At 57.8% G+C, this 17,632-nt stretch carries 19 protein-coding genes; 4 read left to right on the top strand and 15 right to left on the bottom strand.

Annotated features, from left to right (window positions below; translation table 11 throughout):
• The 5 genes from AUC45_RS08540 to AUC45_RS08520 form a co-directional block, all read right to left on the bottom strand.
• The gene (locus tag AUC45_RS08540; protein ID WP_067601082.1) at positions 1-1,254 is read right to left on the bottom strand and encodes a cytochrome P450; all 1,254 of its coding nucleotides are present in this window, start codon (positions 1,252-1,254) and stop codon (positions 1-3) included.
• Between the two features lie 110 nt (positions 1,255-1,364).
• A complete protein-coding gene (locus tag AUC45_RS08535) occupies positions 1,365-1,745 on the bottom strand; it encodes a limonene-1,2-epoxide hydrolase family protein (RefSeq protein WP_067601079.1) in 381 nt (126 codons plus the stop codon).
• On the bottom strand, positions 1,742-2,518 hold the full coding sequence (locus AUC45_RS08530) for a ThuA domain-containing protein (RefSeq protein WP_067601076.1): 777 nt from the start codon (positions 2,516-2,518) through the stop codon (positions 1,742-1,744). Before AUC45_RS08530 ends, AUC45_RS08535 begins: the two co-directional genes overlap by 4 nt.
• Positions 2,515-3,528, bottom strand: coding sequence for an NADP-dependent oxidoreductase (locus AUC45_RS08525; RefSeq protein ID WP_067601073.1), 1,014 nt, complete (start codon positions 3,526-3,528; stop codon positions 2,515-2,517). Before AUC45_RS08525 ends, AUC45_RS08530 begins: the two co-directional genes overlap by 4 nt.
• 24 nt (positions 3,529-3,552) lie before the next feature.
• Complete coding sequence (locus AUC45_RS08520) at positions 3,553-5,697, bottom strand: molybdopterin-dependent oxidoreductase (protein ID WP_082701051.1); 2,145 nt, start codon at positions 5,695-5,697, stop codon at positions 3,553-3,555.
• Between the two features lie 120 nt (positions 5,698-5,817).
• On the opposite strand from AUC45_RS08520, the gene AUC45_RS08515 reads away from it, so the two are divergent.
• The gene (locus AUC45_RS08515) at positions 5,818-6,819 is read left to right on the top strand and encodes an NADP-dependent oxidoreductase (protein ID WP_067601067.1); all 1,002 of its coding nucleotides are present in this window, start codon (positions 5,818-5,820) and stop codon (positions 6,817-6,819) included.
• Here AUC45_RS08515 and AUC45_RS08510 read toward each other — a convergent pair.
• Genes AUC45_RS08510 through AUC45_RS08500 form a run of 3 tightly spaced genes read right to left on the bottom strand, consistent with a single transcriptional unit; the run spans position 6,816 to position 8,100 of the window.
• Positions 6,816-7,307 (bottom strand): molybdenum cofactor guanylyltransferase, encoded by a 492-nt coding sequence (locus AUC45_RS08510; protein WP_255356318.1) that lies wholly within the window; start codon positions 7,305-7,307, stop codon positions 6,816-6,818. The genes AUC45_RS08515 and AUC45_RS08510 overlap by 4 nt on opposite strands.
• A 30-nt stretch (positions 7,308-7,337) precedes the next feature.
• On the bottom strand, positions 7,338-7,679 hold the full coding sequence (locus AUC45_RS08505) for a putative quinol monooxygenase (RefSeq protein ID WP_067601061.1): 342 nt from the start codon (positions 7,677-7,679) through the stop codon (positions 7,338-7,340).
• Between the two features lie 16 nt (positions 7,680-7,695).
• Positions 7,696-8,100, bottom strand: a complete 405-nt coding sequence (locus tag AUC45_RS08500) for a nuclear transport factor 2 family protein (protein WP_156423793.1) — start codon at positions 8,098-8,100, stop codon at positions 7,696-7,698.
• Between the two features lie 124 nt (positions 8,101-8,224).
• On the opposite strand from AUC45_RS08500, the gene AUC45_RS08495 reads away from it, so the two are divergent.
• Complete coding sequence (locus AUC45_RS08495; RefSeq protein WP_067601055.1) at positions 8,225-9,034, top strand: SDR family NAD(P)-dependent oxidoreductase; 810 nt, start codon at positions 8,225-8,227, stop codon at positions 9,032-9,034.
• A 12-nt stretch (positions 9,035-9,046) separates the two neighbouring features.
• On the opposite strand, the gene AUC45_RS08490 is transcribed toward AUC45_RS08495, so the two are convergent.
• On the bottom strand, positions 9,047-9,835 hold the full coding sequence (locus AUC45_RS08490; RefSeq protein WP_067601052.1) for an SDR family NAD(P)-dependent oxidoreductase: 789 nt from the start codon (positions 9,833-9,835) through the stop codon (positions 9,047-9,049).
• A 90-nt stretch (positions 9,836-9,925) separates the two neighbouring features.
• Here AUC45_RS08490 and AUC45_RS08485 point away from each other — a divergent pair, with 90 nt between their 5' ends.
• Positions 9,926-11,557 (top strand): FAD-dependent oxidoreductase, encoded by a 1,632-nt coding sequence (locus AUC45_RS08485; RefSeq protein ID WP_082701048.1) that lies wholly within the window; start codon positions 9,926-9,928, stop codon positions 11,555-11,557.
• Between the two features lie 95 nt (positions 11,558-11,652).
• On the opposite strand, the gene AUC45_RS08480 is transcribed toward AUC45_RS08485, so the two are convergent.
• Positions 11,653-12,927, bottom strand: a complete 1,275-nt coding sequence (locus AUC45_RS08480) for a cytochrome P450 (RefSeq protein ID WP_067601048.1) — start codon at positions 12,925-12,927, stop codon at positions 11,653-11,655.
• Between AUC45_RS08480 and AUC45_RS08475 the strand changes: the two genes are divergently transcribed.
• Positions 12,926-13,552: a nuclear transport factor 2 family protein gene (locus tag AUC45_RS08475; protein ID WP_067601045.1), complete on the top strand. Its 627-nt coding sequence runs from the start codon at positions 12,926-12,928 to the stop codon at positions 13,550-13,552. The two genes, AUC45_RS08480 and AUC45_RS08475, sit on opposite strands and share 2 nt — an antisense overlap.
• Here AUC45_RS08475 and AUC45_RS08470 read toward each other — a convergent pair.
• Genes AUC45_RS08470 through AUC45_RS08450 form a run of 5 tightly spaced genes read right to left on the bottom strand, consistent with a single transcriptional unit; the run spans position 13,549 to position 17,622 of the window.
• Positions 13,549-13,914 carry a nuclear transport factor 2 family protein gene (locus tag AUC45_RS08470; protein ID WP_067601044.1) on the bottom strand — a complete coding sequence of 122 codons (366 nt, stop codon included), beginning with the start codon at positions 13,912-13,914 and terminating at the stop codon, positions 13,549-13,551. The genes AUC45_RS08475 and AUC45_RS08470 overlap by 4 nt on opposite strands.
• Positions 13,914-14,441 (bottom strand): VOC family protein, encoded by a 528-nt coding sequence (locus AUC45_RS08465; protein ID WP_067601042.1) that lies wholly within the window; start codon positions 14,439-14,441, stop codon positions 13,914-13,916. Before AUC45_RS08465 ends, AUC45_RS08470 begins: the two co-directional genes overlap by 1 nt.
• Position 14,442: 1 nt before the next feature.
• The gene (locus tag AUC45_RS08460; RefSeq protein ID WP_067601040.1) at positions 14,443-16,035 is read right to left on the bottom strand and encodes a fatty acid--CoA ligase; all 1,593 of its coding nucleotides are present in this window, start codon (positions 16,033-16,035) and stop codon (positions 14,443-14,445) included.
• Between the two features lie 22 nt (positions 16,036-16,057).
• Positions 16,058-16,597: a nuclear transport factor 2 family protein gene (locus AUC45_RS08455; protein ID WP_067601038.1), complete on the bottom strand. Its 540-nt coding sequence runs from the start codon at positions 16,595-16,597 to the stop codon at positions 16,058-16,060.
• On the bottom strand, positions 16,594-17,622 hold the full coding sequence (locus AUC45_RS08450) for an NADP-dependent oxidoreductase (protein WP_369815235.1): 1,029 nt from the start codon (positions 17,620-17,622) through the stop codon (positions 16,594-16,596). The genes AUC45_RS08455 and AUC45_RS08450 overlap by 4 nt, the downstream gene beginning before the upstream one ends.
• Between the last annotated feature and the right edge of the window lie 10 nt (positions 17,623-17,632).

Below are 17,632 nucleotides of genomic sequence, written 5' to 3'. Positions count from 1 at the left end.
TTACGCCTTCCTCGTGAAGGTGATCGGCAGCTTGATGACGCCGCGCAAAAGGATGTTCTGGAGCACTTCGATCCCCCCTTCATCGGCGAGCGCGAAGTTATCGAGACGCTCGAACAGTTCATCAAAAGCGACCAACATTTCCTTGCGGCTGAGCATGTTGCCAACGCACATGTGCGGCCCCTTGCCAAAGGCGAGATGCGCGCGGGCATTCTTGCGCTCGACATCAAATTTGTTGGGATTCTCAAACTTTTTCGGATCGCGGTTCGCGGCAGCATAGCGAAGCTGAGCGATGGAGCCTGCCGGGATCTTGGTGCCGCCTAGCTCTGTATCTTCCTTGACGATCCGCCACATGCCCGAAGTCGGCGTTTCATAGCGCAGCGCTTCTTCGACAAGGTTCATGATGAGCTTGGGATCGCGCCCGCCAGCAGCTGCTTTCACTTTTTCCATTTGATCCGGGTTGCGGATCAGCTGGAGCATGGCGCCGGCTATCGTTGAAGTGGTCGTCTCGTTCCCTGCCACCATGAATTGCTGCATGATTGACATGATTTCTGCATCGGTCAGCGGGGTTTCGCCTTCGACGCGGGCTTCGACGAGATCGGTCAGCAGATCATCGCCGCCATTGGCGCGGGCGTTGTCGATCTTGCCTTTCATATAGTGCTGATATTCAACAAGGCTGCGCGCGCATTCCTTTTTACGCTCGTGATCGACCATCTGGCTGAACCGGTCGACCGCCGCGTCGGACCATTTTTTGACCTGTTCCATATTTTCATCGAGCCCGATCTGGCCTGCGATCATGTGGACGGGCAGCGGAATGGCAAAGTCTGCAACAAAATCGCCTTCGCCTTTTTCCGCCATCTTTTCGATCAGCTCGATCGATTTGGAGCGCATTTCCTCTTCGATGGCGTTCACGCGCTTCATCGAGAAGGCGAGGTTGACGAGTTTGCGGTTCCGCGTGTGAACGGGGTGATCTGCTGTCAGTAGTGTCGGCACGTCAGGCCAGCCTTCGGCAAGGATTGCCTGGATTTCCTCATCCTGCTCTCGCCCCATCAGCGATGTGAAATCGTTTGAGAAAATCTCAGGCTTGCCCGTCGCCTCGCTGCACAATTCGTAGTCGTAGACAACGAATGTGTTCATTTCCGCGATGTGTTCGATATCAATCCCTGCATCGTGGATCGCGGTGTAGTAATCCCACGGTTCAAGCAGCGTATCGGGCGCAAAGACGGATGTGTCCTTGATCGCTTCGGGTTTGTTCATCGCGGGTCGCTCCACTCCCATGGCCTGTATTGGCTATTTTCTAGCCTCAGGTGGCGCCTCCACGCGATGCGCGAATGTGTTAGGGTTGCGCCCGCTGCACCCTCTCAAAATCAAGAGGGAGCCAGATCACCAAACTCGCGGACAAACTCAGCGCTGTCGAAGTAATCGCGCCATTTCGCGATCTTCCCGGCCTCGTTCAATTCGAACACACCCATCACGCGGATGACGCGCTTGCGACCCTTCATTTCGAACCAATCAGTGCGTTCGGTCAGCACCACATTGCCATTGGCAGCGATATGGTGCGTGTCAAACCCGCACGCCTCGACGCCCGGAAAGGCGTCCATCTTGGCGCGCACCTGATCAATGCCATTGACCGTCGAGAGCGGCATATCGCTCCACTCGATATCCTCGGCCATGAAGGAGAATATCTTCTCCAGATCGTATTCGTCCCAAGCGGCGATAAAGGCTTCAATGGTTTCGATCGGCGTCATGATTGTGCTCCTGCAGTATATTGGAGGGCGTTGGCGAGAATTTGGCGGACATTTGGGTTGGCGTAGGTTTGCGGGCCATCGCCGAATTGCAGATAGACGAGCGGCGCGTTTTCGGCGCGTGTCTCCCATCCGATTAGGTTTGAGCCGGGCGGATGCTCCCAACCATTGCGGCTAAACATATCACCTGCAACCGCACGCGCGGCGGAATAGAAATTGTCGCGCGAAAACTCGAAACCTTGTGCGCGGATAAGCGGGGTGACAGCGCTTTCATCTATCGGGCAGAGGTAAAGCTCATCGCAGACCGCAAATTCGTGGGGCACTCCAGCAGTGATGGGGTGATCTTTGACTATATGCGCTGTGTAGTCGACATCGTGGCGATATCCGGAATCGGGCACTGCCAAGCCTTGCCATGTGCCGGGCTGGTAAAAGAACTTGCTGCCCAGCCATTCGTGCCATTGCGGCCATTCGGACCATCCGGCAATCGCGTGGTGCATGGCGACCGCGCCCTTGCCGCTTGCAAACCGGCGGGTGATTGCGTCGCGGAAATTCGCAGAAGGCGCTCGGGATGTCACGCTACCATCTGCAAAAGTGTACCCGCCCATATCGTAGAACAGCAGCGCATCGGCACCGTCTGCTGCGCCAACTGCCACAGCCTTTTCCGCCTCGGGATGGGTGAGGTGTGTCACCTCCCAATCGCCGAGAGAGTGGATCAATTCGTCAAACGGTTCGGCCTCATAGGGATGCCCGCCAGACAGGACGAGCAGACGCTTCATGGGGCGATTTTGAGGATCATCTTGCCTTGATTGGACCCTGCAAACAGCCGCATAAAGCTGTCGTAAGCGTTTTCCAGCCCTTCATCGATATGCTCTTCGCTGTAGAGTTTCCCGGCAGCGGCCCATTCGCCCATTTTTGCAGCGCCCTCGGGGAACCGCTCGACATAATCCATGACAAGCAGACCGCGAATTGAGGACCGAGTGACGATGAGGTTCCACAAATTGCGCGCACCAACGGCTTCGGTGTTGTATTCGCTGATAAGCCCGCACAGCCCGACGCGGGCATAGAGGTTGAGGTTCATCAGCCCCGCATCAAGAATGATTCCGCCGACATTCTCAAAGATCACATCGACGCCATTGGGGCAGGCTTCCGCAATAGCTTTGGTGAGAGCTGCTTCGTCCTTGCCCTTGTAATCAATCGCAGCATCAAATCCGTATTTCTCGGTCAATTTGGCGCATTTCTCCGGACCGCCTGCAATGCCTACCGCGCGGCAGCCGTGTATCTTTGCAAGCTGACCGACGAGCGAGCCAACCGCTCCGGCGGCGCCCGAAACCAGCACGGTTTCGCCTTCCTTGGGCTCGCACACTTCGAGGAAACCGAAATAGGCCGTCATCCCGACCGCGCCAAAAATGGAAAGGTAATTGGTGACTTGCGGCACCAATGAGGGGTCAATCGGCTGGGTAAGCCCGCCCGCTTCATTGACTGAATAATCCTCAAGCGCGTTCAGCCCCATCACCCATTGGCCCGGTTCAAAACCATCCGCCTTGCTTTCTTCCACCACGCCAATTGTGCTTGCGCGCATTGAAGAGCCAAGCGGCACGGGCGGCATGTAGTTTCCGCCTGCATCCATCCACCCGCGCATCGCCGGATCGAGCGAGGCGTAGTGATTGCGCACCAGAAACTGCCCATCGGCGAGCTCCGGTGTTGGCTCGGTCACAAGCTCGAAATCGTCGGGAACTGGCTCGCCATCAGGGCGACGCTGGAGGAGGAAGCGCCGATTATCGGGCATAGTGTTGTCCTTCTTATCTGGGTTTCAGGCCGCGTGGATGCGAACCGGAATGGCGCTTTGCAAAGCTTGTCCGGTGATCGGATCGTAATCGACCTCATCGCTGGTGAGCCGATTGGTCGATCCGCCCATCTCGCGCACATTGTGCTTCCCCGCATCGGCATCGCCAAAAGCATGAGCCATAGAGATTATCCCGCGCCGCACCCTGTCGCTCGCTTTCACCACCCCGTGAATAGAGGCATGGGCCGAGGCTATTTCGATGATATCTCCATCATTGAGGCCCTGGCTCTCCATATCTTCTGGATGGATATAGGCGGGATTGGTTGTGACTTTGCGCCCAAGCTTTTCAAGAGGCTGTCCGATCGAATTGAACCGATGCTTTGACCGGCGCGAGATCAGGCGGAAATCGAAGCCTGCTGCGCGCGCGGCGTCGGCTGAATACTTCTCAAGCTCGGTCGGCATCGCGCCAGCGGCGAGATTGAAGCGATAATCATCGTCTGGATTGGCGGGGCCGACCACGGGGGCCTTATCTTCATAAACCACGGCCGCGCCGCCCGCTTTGCGCGCATCTTCACGCACCTGGCTGGGCGGGACGAGGCACCCTTCCGTCATCAGATCAAGGAATTCGACTTTGGAAGGCGGAATGTCGCCATCCATCGGTACAGGGCCGCCTGCAAGCTCCATCTGAAGTCCGAGATTTTTGGCAAGGTGCCAGAACATCTCGTATTCATCGATCACATCGCCCGGCGCCTCGGCAAAGGCCTCGGTGTAACGGGCATAGGCTTTTTCGTGCCACCATTCGGATAGATTGGTGATGTCCTCACGCTCCAGCGATTGCTTCGGCGCCAGTACCACATCGGCGCGGCGCGCGCTTGCGCTCATCCACGGATCGATCTGCACAAAGATTTCGAGATCTTCGAGCGCTTTGCGCATTTTGAGCTGGTTAGGAAATCCGACTTCGGGATTGCCGCCCACCGAGATGAGCGCGCGGATCTGTCCTTCGCCCGGTGTGAGGATCTCATCCGCCATTACGTTGCACGGCATTTCAAACCCAAGCTGCCCCAGATTTCGGAAGCGCGATTTGGCCATGCCGGGCGCGCCATAGAGCGGCATGGGTTCGCCCACTTGAGCGCGCGTTGGTGCGCGCGGGGTCGTGAAAACGCGCGGTGCGCTCGCTTTTTCGCCTTCCTGAATAAAACGTGCGCAGATCGTGTTGAGGCAGGTGGCGAGGTATTCGGTGAGCGTCCCATTGCCTGCCATTTCAGGGCCGGTACCGGTCACGGCGCAGCCCTTCGTGCCGCCTGCAAACATGCGTGCAGCCGCAATCAATTGATCTTTTTCGACACCTGCACGTTCGGCCGCGACATCGGGCGGGAATTTCGCAACGGCTGCTTTTAGCTCTTCGAAACCGTCGACATGGGCGGAGACGAAATTGCGATCGTAAAGCTCCTCTTCGATGATCACGTTGATCATCCCTGCAAGCAGCGCGGGATCCTCACCGGGTTTCACTGGCAGATAGATATCGGCAAGTTGGCCGACCTCGGCAAGGCGCGGGTCTGCGACAATCAGCTTCATCCCTTCGGCTTGACGATCACGGATACGGCGCGACGGGCTGAACGGCGGCACCCCGCCAACAGGCGCATAGTGCGAGACGATGGGGTTGTTGCCGATAAACAGCGCAACATCCGCATCAGAGAAATTGTTCACGCCGCCCTCCCACTTGCCATAGCGGGCCGTGGTGAAGACCTTGGCCGGTTGATCAAGCGTTACGGAGGTGAAGAAGTGCTTTGATCCGATGGCCTGCGCAAACGAATAGGACGCGCCCCAGGCAGCCGAGTTTTGATATCCGCCAGACCCCATGAAAACGGCGACGCTGTCCGGGCCGTATTTGTCGATGATGCCGCGCAATTTGTCCGAGATATGAGTGAGTGCTTCATCCATCGGCACCGAACGAAACTCGCCGTCTTCGCCTCTTATCTGGCTGTGGATGAGGCGATGCCCAGCATTGTGGGAATCGGGAAGTTCGCGGCCTTTCATACAGGTGTAGCCGCCATATTCGGGGTCTTCAGGATCACCGCGGACGGCAAGGACTTTGCCATTCTCAACATCGACTTCCATTGCGCAATTGGCGTGGCAAAACCGGCAGAACGTCTTGTGTGTTTGGACACCCATAACTTCTCTCCTCGTCTTGCAAGATACCAGAGCAGCCCCGTGCAGCGACTGACACTTTTGGCCATGGGAACACTGCGCCCAGCGTCGCATTAGGGGGCCTCAGCAATCAGGAGAGACCCGATGACAACCACCACTCGCCAATGGCTTTTGAACGGTCACCCTCGTGGACGCGGAATTGCCGAGGATGATTTCAAGCTGGTCGATACCGAGCTTCCATCGCCGGGTGAGGGTGAGATGCTCCTGAAAACGCACTATCTTGGCTTTGATCCGGCGCAAAAAGGCTGGATGGAGAATATCGCCGATTATGTTGCGCCGATGAATATCGGCGACGTCATGCGCGGCAGTGGCATTTGTGAGGTGGTTGAGAGCAACGGCGGCAAGTTCGCGGCTGGCGATATGGTGTTCGGCACCACCGGTTGGACCGAGCATCTCGTGCACAATGGCGAAGGACTTACCAAAGTTGAGACATCGCTCTCGCCAACGGCAGTTCTGTCCGTTCTCGGTACAACCGGACTGACGGCCTATTGCGGGCTTTTCAAAGTGGGCAAGCCTGTCGCTGGCGATACTGTTCTGGTGTCAGGCGCGGCGGGCGCGACTGGTTCGGTTGTAGGGCAGCTTGCGAAGATCGCAGGGTGCCGCGCGGTCGGCATCGCGGGCGGGCCGAAGAAGTGCGAATGGCTTGTGAAAGAAGCGGGCTATGATGCAGCGATCGATTACAAGGCGGGCGGGGTCAAAGAGCAGATTAAAGAGCACTGTCCGCGCGGGGTCGACGTGATCTACGATAATGTCGGCGGCTCAATACTCAACGATATGCTTGCGAACATCGCCACCAATGCGCGCGTCGTCATCTGCGGCGGGATTAGTCGGTATGAAACCGGGCAATTGCCGGCGGGGCCTGAGAATTACTTCAATCTAGTTTTCCGTCGGGGGACGATGGCAGGCTTTATCGTTCTCGATTGGGCCGGTGAGTTCCCCGGTATTCGCAAGCGCCTGGAAGGTTTTGTGAACGACGGGAGCCTCAAGTACCAAGAGGACATCCAGCAGGGCTTCGAAAACGCGCCCGACACATTGCAAAGGCTGTTTTCGGGCAAGAATCGAGGCAAGCAGCTGCTCAAGCTTTAAGGCAAATCCTCGGGCCGATTCACATTCATGAGCGGCGGTTCAACCGCAACGCGCCGTGCGTTGACGGCATTGGCAAAGCCATAAAGCGCGCGCCCTCCGCTCTGAATAAACTCGGCAAGATCAGCCGCGACCGCAACCGGCCATAATCCGACAACCGGCTGGCTTTCTGCAATGGCCGCGCCCTCGCCTGACAATTGCTGCACCAGATTGGCGGGCACATTTGGCACATCGACCCCTGCCGAAAGCACATGGGCAAACCCCTTGGCCTCGGCAAAGGTGAGCGCTGCGTTCAATCCGCCCAAGGGACCAAGACCCGCCTCAGGTTGATCGGGAATGCATCCAAATCCCGGTTCCTCGCGCCCGCATACGATCAAAGCCATGGTTTGCGCGCCTAGCGCATCGGCCACCCGGTCAATCAGGCGAACGCCATCGATCATCGCATGCGCTTTATCGCTGCCAAATCGCCGGGCTTGGCCGCCTGCTAGAATGGCACCGAGGATGTTCAGATGGGTTGTCCCTTAATCGAAAGCCTCGGTTGCCACACCTTCGGCATTATAGACAGGACCTTCCGCATCCACCCGGTATTTTCGGCTAACCGCATTCGTCAGCCCGAAAGTGCCGATGTGATCGCGCATCCCGGCATAGGCCTGGCCAGCGAAATGAGCGGCGAGCGCTTCCTCGCTTTCCCATTCTTCAAACACATTGACGCGGGCAGGATCGTTGCCATCCGCGCTCCAATCGTAAGCGATACAACCCGGTTGGGCGAGCGCTGCATCGATATGTACTTTGCCTTTTTTAAGAGCCTCCTCGCGCTGCGCGGGATCGAGATCGATCTGGGCGGAAATGACGATTTTGGCCATATGTGCTGGTCCCCTGTCAGGCGCCGTATTCGGCGACGATTTTGAAAATACGCTTGGTGAAGCGCCATTGCCCGTCGATTTTGGCAAGCTCGTCTTCGTAAAGTCCCCCCACATGGCGTGTAGAGCCATCCTTGGCTTTCAAGATCTCCTGAGTTTGAACCCGCGCAACGGCGGTCTCGCCGGTTACCTCGATCATACAGGGCACATTTATGAAGCTGACGGCATCAAGCCCGCCCATCGCCTGCTGCCAGAACGCAACGATCGCTTCCTGGCCGTCGACCTCGTGTCCCATGAGGTTCCAATGCGCATCTTTGGCCCAGACTGAGCCCCAGGTCCCGGCATCAAAGCGGACAACGCCGTCTGCATAAGTGCCATTGAGCTCGTGGATCGCGAGGCGATCCTCCATCGGTCCTCTGAACATGTTGTCTCTCCCGAATTGTGCCGCCGCTATCGAATGATCGATTGCCTCAATCAATGGACACTTTTGGGAAGGGTGTTTGGCCAAATGGCGGCCTAGGAGAGATGGGAGCTATAGGAGAGGATTTATGGGCCAGCTTGAGGGCAAGAGCGCAGTTATCCTGGGAGCGGCTACCCCGGGAAATATGGGTCAGGTGATCGCCAGGCTCTTCGCGAGCGAAGGCGCGAAGGTGATGGTCGCTGGCCGCAAGGAAGAGCCTTTGGCGCAGCTCGCCAATGAAATCGACGGTTCCTACGCGCTTTGCGATATAACCGACCACGCGCAGGTCCACGCCATGGCCGAGAAGGCCAAGTCTGAATTTGGCCGCGTCGATGCTGCGGTGAACTGCGTGGGCGTGGGATTGCTCGCAGGATTGCTCGAGACGACACAAGAGCAGGTCGACATGATGGCCGATCTGCAGTTCAAGGGCGTCCACCACTTCCTGCAGGCTTTCGTCAAGATCATGAGCGAGCAGGAGCCGACCGGCGGCTCCATTATCTCTTTGAGCTCTGCCACGACCAAGGCACTGATCAACAATCACGCACTCTACATCGGATCGAAACGCGCTGGCGAAGCGATGATTGAATGCGTTGCCAATGACTTCGGGCATTTGGGAATCAAGGCGAACACCGTTTCGCCCGCCTTTACCGAAAGCCCGATGACCGAAGGTGCATTCGCAACTCCCGGCCTTGTTGACGCTTTCCTTCCGCGATATCCGCTCGGCCGGCTCAACACGTCCGAGGATGTGGCGCAGGCGTGCCTTTGGCTATCGAGTGATCAAGCGTTTGTGACAGGACAGAACATTCAGCCCAATGGCGGCGTCACCATCAGAGGCAATCCGCAGGCTAAAGACATCGAGGCGGCCGTGGGCGCGGCCATGGCGAAGATGCAGGAGTAACGTCAGCCCTGATCAGTATTGCGCCGTCCCGCCATCAACGCTCCACATCGCGCCCGTAATCCCCGCGCCTTCTTTCGAGGCGAGGAGCATGGCAACCGCAGCTATTTCCTGAACGGTGTTGGGACGCTTGATCGCGGATTCCTGCGCGAACATCGTGATCATTTCATCGAATTCCATGCCCATCGCCTTGGCGGTTTCGGGGCCGTTATCCTTGATGATATCGGTGATGACGAGGCCAGGGCAGATTGAATTCACGGTGATGCCCGCCTCGCCCACTTCGCGCGCCAAGGACTTGGTGAGCCCGTTTACAGCGTGTTTGGCCGCGGTGTAGGCGGTGAAGACAGGCTTTCCGTGCTTTCCTTCCATCGAAGAGATATTGATCACGCGGCCTTCCTCCTTGCTGATCATTTCAGGAAGAGCGCGGCGAGTGGCCCAAAATGTTGAATACACGTTCCATTTCATCGCCTGATCGAACGCTTCGTCTGACAGGTTGACCATGGGCTGCAGATCGCCTGCACCGCCTGCATTGTTGACAAGGATATCAAGCGTCCCGAATTCATCGATCGTTGTGTCGATAAAGAATTCGATGTCCTTCTGGTTCATCGCGTCGCCAGCCACAAAGATCGCGCGGTCCGCGCCTTGTCTCCCGACCCGTAGCTCTTCGATCACGCGCTCGCCTTTTTCTCGGTTGCGAGCGAACAAAGCCACTTTCGCGCCTTCCGCCATAAAGGCTTCTGCAATCGCGCGGCCAATGCCCGCAGTGCCCCCGGTTATGGCTGCGACTTTCCCCTCGAGTTTCATACCGTGTCTCCTTTGCCCGCTGCTCTAGCGGCAGTGACGCGCGCGTGCACCTTCCCAAATTAAGCAATTGCTGGTGAGCACTTGGCGTGGATGATGCCGGTGATGGAAGAGGTGGACATTATCGTATTGGGCTGCGGCCCGGCTGGCATGACAGCGGCGCTGGCCGCGCACGAGGCGGGGGCAAAAGTTGCGATTGTAGAGCGGTTTGACCGGATCGGCGGAACTGGTGCAGTCTCGGGCGGTGTTATCTGGGTGGCCGACAACCCTCGGCAACGCGAAGCGGGGATGAAGGACAGCCGCGAGGAGGCGCTCGCCTATTTCAAAGCGCTCGATCACGGCGATCTGGTGGATGAAACGCTGGAAGCTTTTGTCGATTCCGGCCCCAAGGCCCTGGCCTTTCTTGAGGAGGTTGGCGCTCTCAAAGTCGCTATACTCGATGGGTATCCGGATTATTATCTCGACCGTCCTGGCGCGAAAGCCGAAGGCGGTCGCGCGCTCGATCATGATCTGTTTTCATTGGATGAGCTCGGCGATTGGGCCGGTCGGATTACAGCTATCGAAGAAGCGAAGCCGATGATGCTGCGCGAGACGCCTTTGGGCGGAGGCACCGGTGTTGTGGAGCCGCAAGAGTTGCAGCGACGCATGGCAATGAATGAGCGTGGCTTTGGTCAAGCGATGGTGGGGCGGCTTCTGAAAGCGTGTTTGGCGCGAGGAATTGAGCCGATCCTGAATGTCGAAACGAAGCGCTTGTTGAAGGAAAGTGGCCGGATCACCGGGATCGACGGCCTGTGTAATGGGGAGCCGTTCTCGCTCAGCGCGCAGTCTGGTGTGATCATCACCACGGGCGGTTTCGAATGGGACAAAGATAAGCGCCAGACCTTCCTGCGCGGCCCCATGGATGCACCCGCCAGCCCTCCCACAGCGCGCGGCGAGGGGTTATCGCTGGCCATGGGAGCGGGCGCAAAGCTCGGCAATATGACGCAGGGCTGGTGGGCACCGACACTGGTTATCCCGGATAACCCCTGGCCCAGTGGGGAGCAGCGCGCGGCCCCTGTTCTGATTGAGCGCACCGTGCCGCATTCGCTGATGGTCAATCGTGCGGGCAAACGGTTCTGCAACGAAGCGGCCAATTATTCGGCGCTTGCGGGCGCTTTTCATCAGTTCGACCCGCAAAGCTATGATTATCCCAATCTGCCTGCCTGGCTGGTTTTCGATGCAAACTATGTCGAGCGCTATCCCATAGGTCCGCGTCTGCCCGGCCAGCCTGTGCCTGATTGGGTGGTCTGCGCTGACACACTGGAAGAGCTGGGGGGCAAGCTCGACATCCCGTCTCACGCTCTTGGTGAGACAATTGCCCGCTTCAACGGGCATGCAGCGGCAGGCCATGATCCTGATTTTGAACGTGGCACGTCTACCTACGATCATTTCTACGGAGACCGAAGCCGAGATGGATCGGCCGTGACCTTAGGCGCAGTGGAACGCGCGCCGTTCTACGCGGTGGAAATCCGCATGGGTCTTCTAGGGACAAACGGAGGCGCGCGCACGGATGGAGAAGCGCGCATTCTGGGACACGATGGCAAACCGGTGCCCGGCCTTTATGGCGCGGGAAATGCCATCGCTTGTCCGACAGGCGGGATCTATGCAGGCGCTGGTGGGACTTTGGGGCCTGCGCTAACCTTTGGATACATTGCCGGAAGGACAGCGGCGCGGGCCAATGAATAGCACGCTGTCGGCAACCGTCATCCCAGCGAAAGCTGGGATCGCTCAAAGGTAGGCGCGACTTCGCCAGCGATTCCAGCTTTCGCTGGAATGACGATTCACTTCTTCCGCGGCTCAAACTCGATATGCAGCTCTTTCAGGGATCGCAGCAAAAAGTGCGGGTGGTAAGTGAAATCGTTCTTCCCTTCGGTAAACCACATATCCTCAAATCGATCGACGACGGCAGTGAAGCCCCAGATGAGCTCTCGCCGGGCGAGCGGTGCGCCGAGGCAGTGATGCGTGCCTGAACCAAAGCCCATGTGAGAACCCGCCTTTGGCCGGTCGAGATCGAGTTTTTCGGGACATTCAAACGCACGCTCATCGCGATTGGCTGCGGCAAAACGGACATTGATCATTGCTCCTGCTGGGATCATGACGTCTGCAAGCTCTGTATCTTCGCGGACAAACCGCATCAGGCTTTGCACAGGGCTTTCGAGCCGAACGACCTCCTCCACAAAGGTTTTCATGTACTTGTCCGGGTCGGATTTGAGCTTGTGCCACACATCCTTGTTCTCGATCAGCAGTCTCATGCCAGCAGCAAGTGCGTTGGTGGTGGTCTCGCTGCCGCCAACAAAGGTGTCTGCCATCATTTCGGCGTGCAGTTCATTGTCGGTGAGCGGGCGGCCCCATTCCTCGATCACGGTGTTGACGAGCACCGAGATCAGGCTGTCATCGGGGTGTTCGCGAAGGCGATCAAAGATGGGCTGGAAATAGTGCTGCGCCTCAATCTCGCGATCGACCATCTCCATATGCTGGTCTTCGGGCAGCATCAGCGAGATGCGCTGGAAGAATGCATCCGTCCAGCGTTTGATTTGCCACATGTCCTCGCGTTTGGCGCCCATCTGTTCGCCTATGATGAAGAGTGGCAAGGGCACGCAAAATTGCTTGACCCATTCGCAATGACCATCATCGATAAAACCGTCGATCAACTCATAAGCGAGACCTTCAACCTGCGGATCGATTTCCTTGATCTTTGACGGTTTGAACGCTTGATTGAACATGGCGCGCATCTGTTTGTGATTTGGATCATCGCGGCCATTCAACGTGGGGGCAGGCACCCAGCCTTTCTCTTCAAAGCGCGCCATAACTTTGCCCGCACGCTCCATGTCCCCGGCACTTGCGCGGAATTGGCTTTCGGCGGCTGAGGATGGGAAGCGCTGCGGGTCCATCAACACTTCGCGCACATCGTCATATCGGCTCACCACCCACATATCAGTGCCGGGAAGATGGTAGACAGGCGCCTCATCGCGCAACTTCTTGTAGGCGTCATACGGGCATTGCTGCAGCACTGGATCGAACAGGTTGATGTCTGGCGCGTCGGCTTTGGTTGCCATGCGGAGCCCTCCCGATTTTGCGTATGGCTTTGCGATCAATCTCAGCGCGATATTGCAGCAAAACAATTGGCGGATTGGAGAGGGCGCGATGAGCGATCCAAGGGATGCAAAGCTGCAGGAGCTGATCGACAGGCAGGAGATAAGCGATGTGATCCAGCGCTATTGTCGAACGCTGGATTGGCTGGATGCGGCCGGGCAGGCGAGTTGTTATTGGCCCGATGCGCACATCGAATACGGATTTTTCATAGGGCCCGCTAAGGATTTCCTGCCCGTTGTGATGGAAACCGAGGCAAGTCTCGCGCGGCGCTGGCATATGCTTTCAACCCCGCTCATCCGCTTCAATTCAGCCACCAGCGCCAGCAGCGAATGCTATGGTGTGTTCGGCGGCGGACGGCTTCAGGATGATGGCAGTATTGCAGGCGATCTGATTGGCGGGCGCTATCTCGATGAGTGGGAAAAGCGAACCGAAAACGGGCACAGCGAGTGGCGCATTTCGGCGCGCACTTACATCCTCGATTGGAAAAGCCCGCTAACTAATCAGCCGATGTTTGAGCCTGACCCTGATTTCCCCCTGCCCACCTACAAGATCGATAAGGGCGGGCACCCAAAATACCGCGAGCTTTAGCCCTCTTCGGGCGGGTCCATATAGTCGCGGTAATAGGTGAGCTCTCCGTTCGCGACTTTGTAAATGCCAACGCCTCCACGTGAGCCCTCGGGCGAACGCATAGTCCAGCGCGCCCAACAAGCGTGATCATCGCCGCATATTTCATCGACGGTAAAGGTGATTTTGCGCGTCCCCATTTCCTTCACCATCGTGGTCATAAACCCAAGGATCGCATCGCGGCCCTTGTGCGTGCCCCATATGGGGTCTTCGAGCAGCGCGTCCACGGCAAACAGCGGGGCTAATTTGGTGTAGTCACCTGCATCCTGAACCCGCCAAAACTCTTCAATCACGCGTTGCGCTTCGCCTTTGCCTTCTTTGGGCATTACAATTCTCCCAATTCGCGGACCGGCTCTGAACCGTCCCAGTTCTTCGATGCATCGCTCACCATGGCGTAGAATTCTTCGATCCCGCCTCCGCTAGCATAAAGCTCAATCATATGGCCAAGGGTCGCAGTGGCATCGACAAACGCAAAGCGCATACCGGCATGGCTTTCCGAAACCTGCGCGAGCGGCATCCCTTGCACTTCAAAATCGGCAATGGCCGCGTCGAGATCGTCAACAAAACAAGCGGTGTGGTGCAGCCCATAAAGCTGCGATCCGGCGGGAAAGACATCGGTGATCGCGCTTGGCCCATCGCTGTGCTGGCTCACGAATTCAATCATCAGGTCGCCGTGCTGCCCATATGCGGACGAATGCACCCAGTCGCGCTCCACTCCGCGATGCAGGGTTTGCTTTAACTGGATATGGCGCAGGGTCAGAAACGGACCGGAACCAAAAGCGGCAGAATGGGCGCGCGCGGCAGCATCGATATCGGGCACATAATAGGCCAGTTGGCGCAAGATATGCCGCATGTCAGTTCACCGCCCGCTCTTTCCCCTCCCAATAGGGTGCGCGCAATTCGCGGCGCAGGATCTTGCCAGACGGGTTGCGCGGCAGCGCATCTATGAAATCGACCGATTTGGGGCATTTGTATCCCGCAATATGCTCACGCGCATGAGCGATCAGTTCGGCTTCGCTGAGCGCCTGACCCGGCTTGATAACGACGCAGGCCTTCACCGCTTCGCCCCATTTCTCATGCGGCACGCCAATTACGGCGACATCGGCAACGGCAGGATGGGCATAGAGCGCGTTTTCAACTTCGGCTGGGTATACGTTTTCGCCGCCTGAAATGATCATATCTTTGACGCGGTCGTGGATGTAGAGGTAGCCATCCTCATCGAGATATCCCGCATCGCCTGTGCGCAGCCACCCGTCCTTATCGATGGTTTCGGCGGTCGCTTCGGGCAGGTTCCAGTACCGATCCATATTGCGGTCTGAACGGGTGGCGATTTCGCCCACCTCTCCGGTCGGGACGGGATTGCCATCCGCATCGATTATCTTGATTTCAACGCCGGCGAGCGGCTTTCCAACGCTGCGCATTTTGGGTGAGCCTTCGGGCACGTGATCTTCGGGATCGAGAGCGACGATCGTGCCCGATGTCTCTGTCATGCCGTACATCTGGATAAAGCCGCAGCCGATCACGTCCATCGCTTCGCGCATCAATTCGAGCGGGATGGGTGATGCTCCGTAAGTGATGTGTGTCAAATCGCTGAAATCCACTTCGCGCACACGCGGATGATTGAGCAGGATCTGGATCGCGGCGGGCACGAGAAAGATCTTCGAGATGTTGTAATTCTCGATGAGCTCTAGCGCTTGGGTTGGATCGTATTCGGGCAGGACAATCGAGGTGGTGCCCGCGATCATGGTGGTGAGGCCATTGCCCGATCCGCTGATATGAAAGCACGGCATGGCGAGCAGCGCCACATCGCCCGGCGTCCTTTGCTGCCAGTCGCGAATGTTGTCGCCGTGATTTGACGGGTCGAGACTTTGCAGCAGCGATCCATGCGTCATCACTGCGCCTTTGGGCCTGCCCGTGGTGCCCGATGTGTAGAGTTGGAGCGCATCATCACCGCGCGTGATCGCAATGTCAGGATCTTCTGCAGGTGCCGCATCGCGCCATGTGCGATAATCGGTGCCGTCGTGATCAGGCGCGTCGATACCGATCACATGCTCGACCGCGCTGTCATCGCCCGTTGCTTTTGCGAGCATGTCTGCAAAGCCTTCGCCGATAAACACGACGCGTGATCCGGCGTTCTCGAGGATGTATGCGACTTCGGGAGCCGCGAGCCTCCAGTTTACCGGCGTCATCACAGCACCGATTTTGGCAGCGCCCAACAAAGCGTCGAAATAGAGCGGGTGGTTCTTGCCGAGATAGGACACGCGCTCGCCCTTTGTCACACCCAGAGCGGTAAGCGCATTGGCGACCCGGTTTGCGCCTTCATCTAGCTGCGCGAAGGTCAGTTCCTCATCGCCAAAGGTGAAAGCGGCCACATCGCCCTGCGTCTGGGCGTGCGCGCGCACGATCTCGCAGAACGAGGCGGGCTGGGTTGTTGTTTGAGTGGCCATGTGCCTTTTCCTAGTTTCCTGCTTAGCCGAGCCAGCGTTGGACAATTGGCGTTGCTGGGTCGCGTTCGTCGTGAAATCCGCTTGCGCCTTCGGGAGTGTCAGACAGGTCAACGCCTTCGACAACACGGAATTCACGCCAATCGTATAGTCCCGTTCGCTGGGATATACGCCATTCGCCGTCTCGTTTTTCAAACCGGTCAACATAGCGCCCGGCGACAACAGCGGAGTAAATGACGCCTTTGTCCGGAAACACTTCCGGCATGGGAAAGCCCGGCGGGACGGTGTGCATCGCCGTCATATAGGTTTCAGTGTGACACACGGTGTCGCCTTCAAAAGCGAACAGCGTTTGGCCCAGTTGATGCTGCGTTGCGAGGCATGGGTCTATCAGGGCGCGCGCCTGCCCGACAAAGCTGCGCCAATCCCCTTCTATGGTGCCGAAACGGAACATCGCATCATCGTGGAAGAAATGCTCCATCATCGCCCAACGCCGCCGGTCAATCGCATGAGCATAGCCTGCCAAAATGTCGCGGATGGCCTCACGTTCTTCGAGCCTTACTGTCATGTTTCCAGCTCCACGATCACTTTGCCGATATTGCCGCCTGTGAACAGCTTGGCATAAGCGGTCAGCGTGTTTTCAAGGCCATGCGTTACATCATAAGGCATGGTGAGTTTGCCTTCATCCAGCCATGCTTTGAGTTGAGCCGTCAGGCGCTCTCCTTGATCCATGAAATCGGGGCTGAAGAACCCTTCGACGCGCAGACGGCGCATCAGGATTTGATCGAATTCAGCTGGCGCGGTGCGGGTGCCGCTGGAGTAATCGGAGAGCAATCCGCACACAGCGATCCGCCCATAGTGGTTCATCCGTGTCAGCACCTCATCAAGCATCGGCCCGCCGACATTGTCGAAATAGACATCAAAGCCGCCAGCTGCATCAAGTTGCTTTCCAACGTCGCCAGCCTTGTAATCAATAGCGCCCTTGCAGCCCATTTCTTGGCGGAGGATACGACACTTCTCCGCGCCACCAGCAATGCCCCAAACCTCGCATCCCAGAAGGCGAGCTATCTGAACAGCGAGGATGCCAGTTGCCCCTGCGGCTGCGGAGACGAGCACTCGTTCGCCAGCTTTGGCCGCGCCGGTTTCGCTGATGCCCCACAGCGCAGTCCACCCATTCATGCCGAGTGGCCCAAACCATGCACGCTTATCTGTGACTGACGGATCGAGCAGGATCGCCCCGCTCATCGCAGCATCCACCTGGCTGACCCTGCCCCAGACTCCAAATGCGCGCACCAGATGGCCTTGCGAGAACCCTGTCGCGCGGCTTTCCATTACTTCGCCGACGACCAAACCTGTCATCGGTGCGCCCACGGGCAGAGGCGGTTGATAGCCGTCCTCTCGATCGGTCAGCCAAAGACGTGTTCCAGCATCCATCGACAGCATCGCGTTGCGGATGCGGATCTCTCCGTCTTGAAGATCAGGCAGCGGCGCATCGACCAGCGCCAGTGCGCTTGCAAAATCGGTCCCCTCAGGCCGGCGTTCTATGCGCCAGAACGTGTTCTCCATTCGGGTCTTGTCCAGTCCCGTCGCCACGCCTGCAAGC

Origin of the sequence: Erythrobacter sp. YT30 (assembly GCF_001542875.1) — a bacterium.
Lineage (GTDB): Bacteria > Pseudomonadota > Alphaproteobacteria > Sphingomonadales > Sphingomonadaceae > Erythrobacter.
Note: the sequence above shows the minus strand (reverse complement) of the source record. Positions and strands in the feature narration are given on the sequence as shown.

Excerpts from the sequence above, each read along its gene's own strand:
- AUC45_RS08530 (WP_067601076.1), bottom strand. The coding sequence starts at position 2,518 with ATGAAGCGTCTGCTCGTCCTGTCTGGCGGGCATCCCTATGAGGCCGAA.
- AUC45_RS08505 (WP_067601061.1), bottom strand. The coding sequence starts at position 7,679 with ATGGCCAAAATCGTCATTTCCGCCCAGATCGATCTCGATCCCGCGCAG.
- AUC45_RS08540 (WP_067601082.1), bottom strand. The coding sequence starts at position 1,254 with ATGAACAAACCCGAAGCGATCAAGGACACATCCGTCTTTGCGCCCGAT.
- AUC45_RS08480 (WP_067601048.1), bottom strand. The coding sequence starts at position 12,927 with ATGGCAACCAAAGCCGACGCGCCAGACATCAACCTGTTCGATCCAGTG.
- AUC45_RS08470 (WP_067601044.1), bottom strand. The coding sequence starts at position 13,914 with ATGCCCAAAGAAGGCAAAGGCGAAGCGCAACGCGTGATTGAAGAGTTT.
- AUC45_RS08475 (WP_067601045.1), top strand. The coding sequence starts at position 12,926 with ATGCGGAGCCCTCCCGATTTTGCGTATGGCTTTGCGATCAATCTCAGC.
- AUC45_RS08525 (WP_067601073.1), bottom strand. The coding sequence starts at position 3,528 with ATGCCCGATAATCGGCGCTTCCTCCTCCAGCGTCGCCCTGATGGCGAG.
- AUC45_RS08495 (WP_067601055.1), top strand. The coding sequence starts at position 8,225 with ATGGGCCAGCTTGAGGGCAAGAGCGCAGTTATCCTGGGAGCGGCTACC.
- AUC45_RS08460 (WP_067601040.1), bottom strand. The coding sequence starts at position 16,035 with ATGGCCACTCAAACAACAACCCAGCCCGCCTCGTTCTGCGAGATCGTG.
- AUC45_RS08485 (WP_082701048.1), top strand. The coding sequence starts at position 9,926 with ATGATGCCGGTGATGGAAGAGGTGGACATTATCGTATTGGGCTGCGGC.
- AUC45_RS08535 (WP_067601079.1), bottom strand. The coding sequence starts at position 1,745 with ATGACGCCGATCGAAACCATTGAAGCCTTTATCGCCGCTTGGGACGAA.
- AUC45_RS08500 (WP_156423793.1), bottom strand. The coding sequence starts at position 8,100 with ATGTTCAGAGGACCGATGGAGGATCGCCTCGCGATCCACGAGCTCAAT.
- AUC45_RS08455 (WP_067601038.1), bottom strand. The coding sequence starts at position 16,597 with ATGACAGTAAGGCTCGAAGAACGTGAGGCCATCCGCGACATTTTGGCA.
- AUC45_RS08515 (WP_067601067.1), top strand. The coding sequence starts at position 5,818 with ATGACAACCACCACTCGCCAATGGCTTTTGAACGGTCACCCTCGTGGA.
- AUC45_RS08490 (WP_067601052.1), bottom strand. The coding sequence starts at position 9,835 with ATGAAACTCGAGGGGAAAGTCGCAGCCATAACCGGGGGCACTGCGGGC.
- AUC45_RS08520 (WP_082701051.1), bottom strand. The coding sequence starts at position 5,697 with ATGGGTGTCCAAACACACAAGACGTTCTGCCGGTTTTGCCACGCCAAT.
- AUC45_RS08465 (WP_067601042.1), bottom strand. The coding sequence starts at position 14,441 with ATGCGGCATATCTTGCGCCAACTGGCCTATTATGTGCCCGATATCGAT.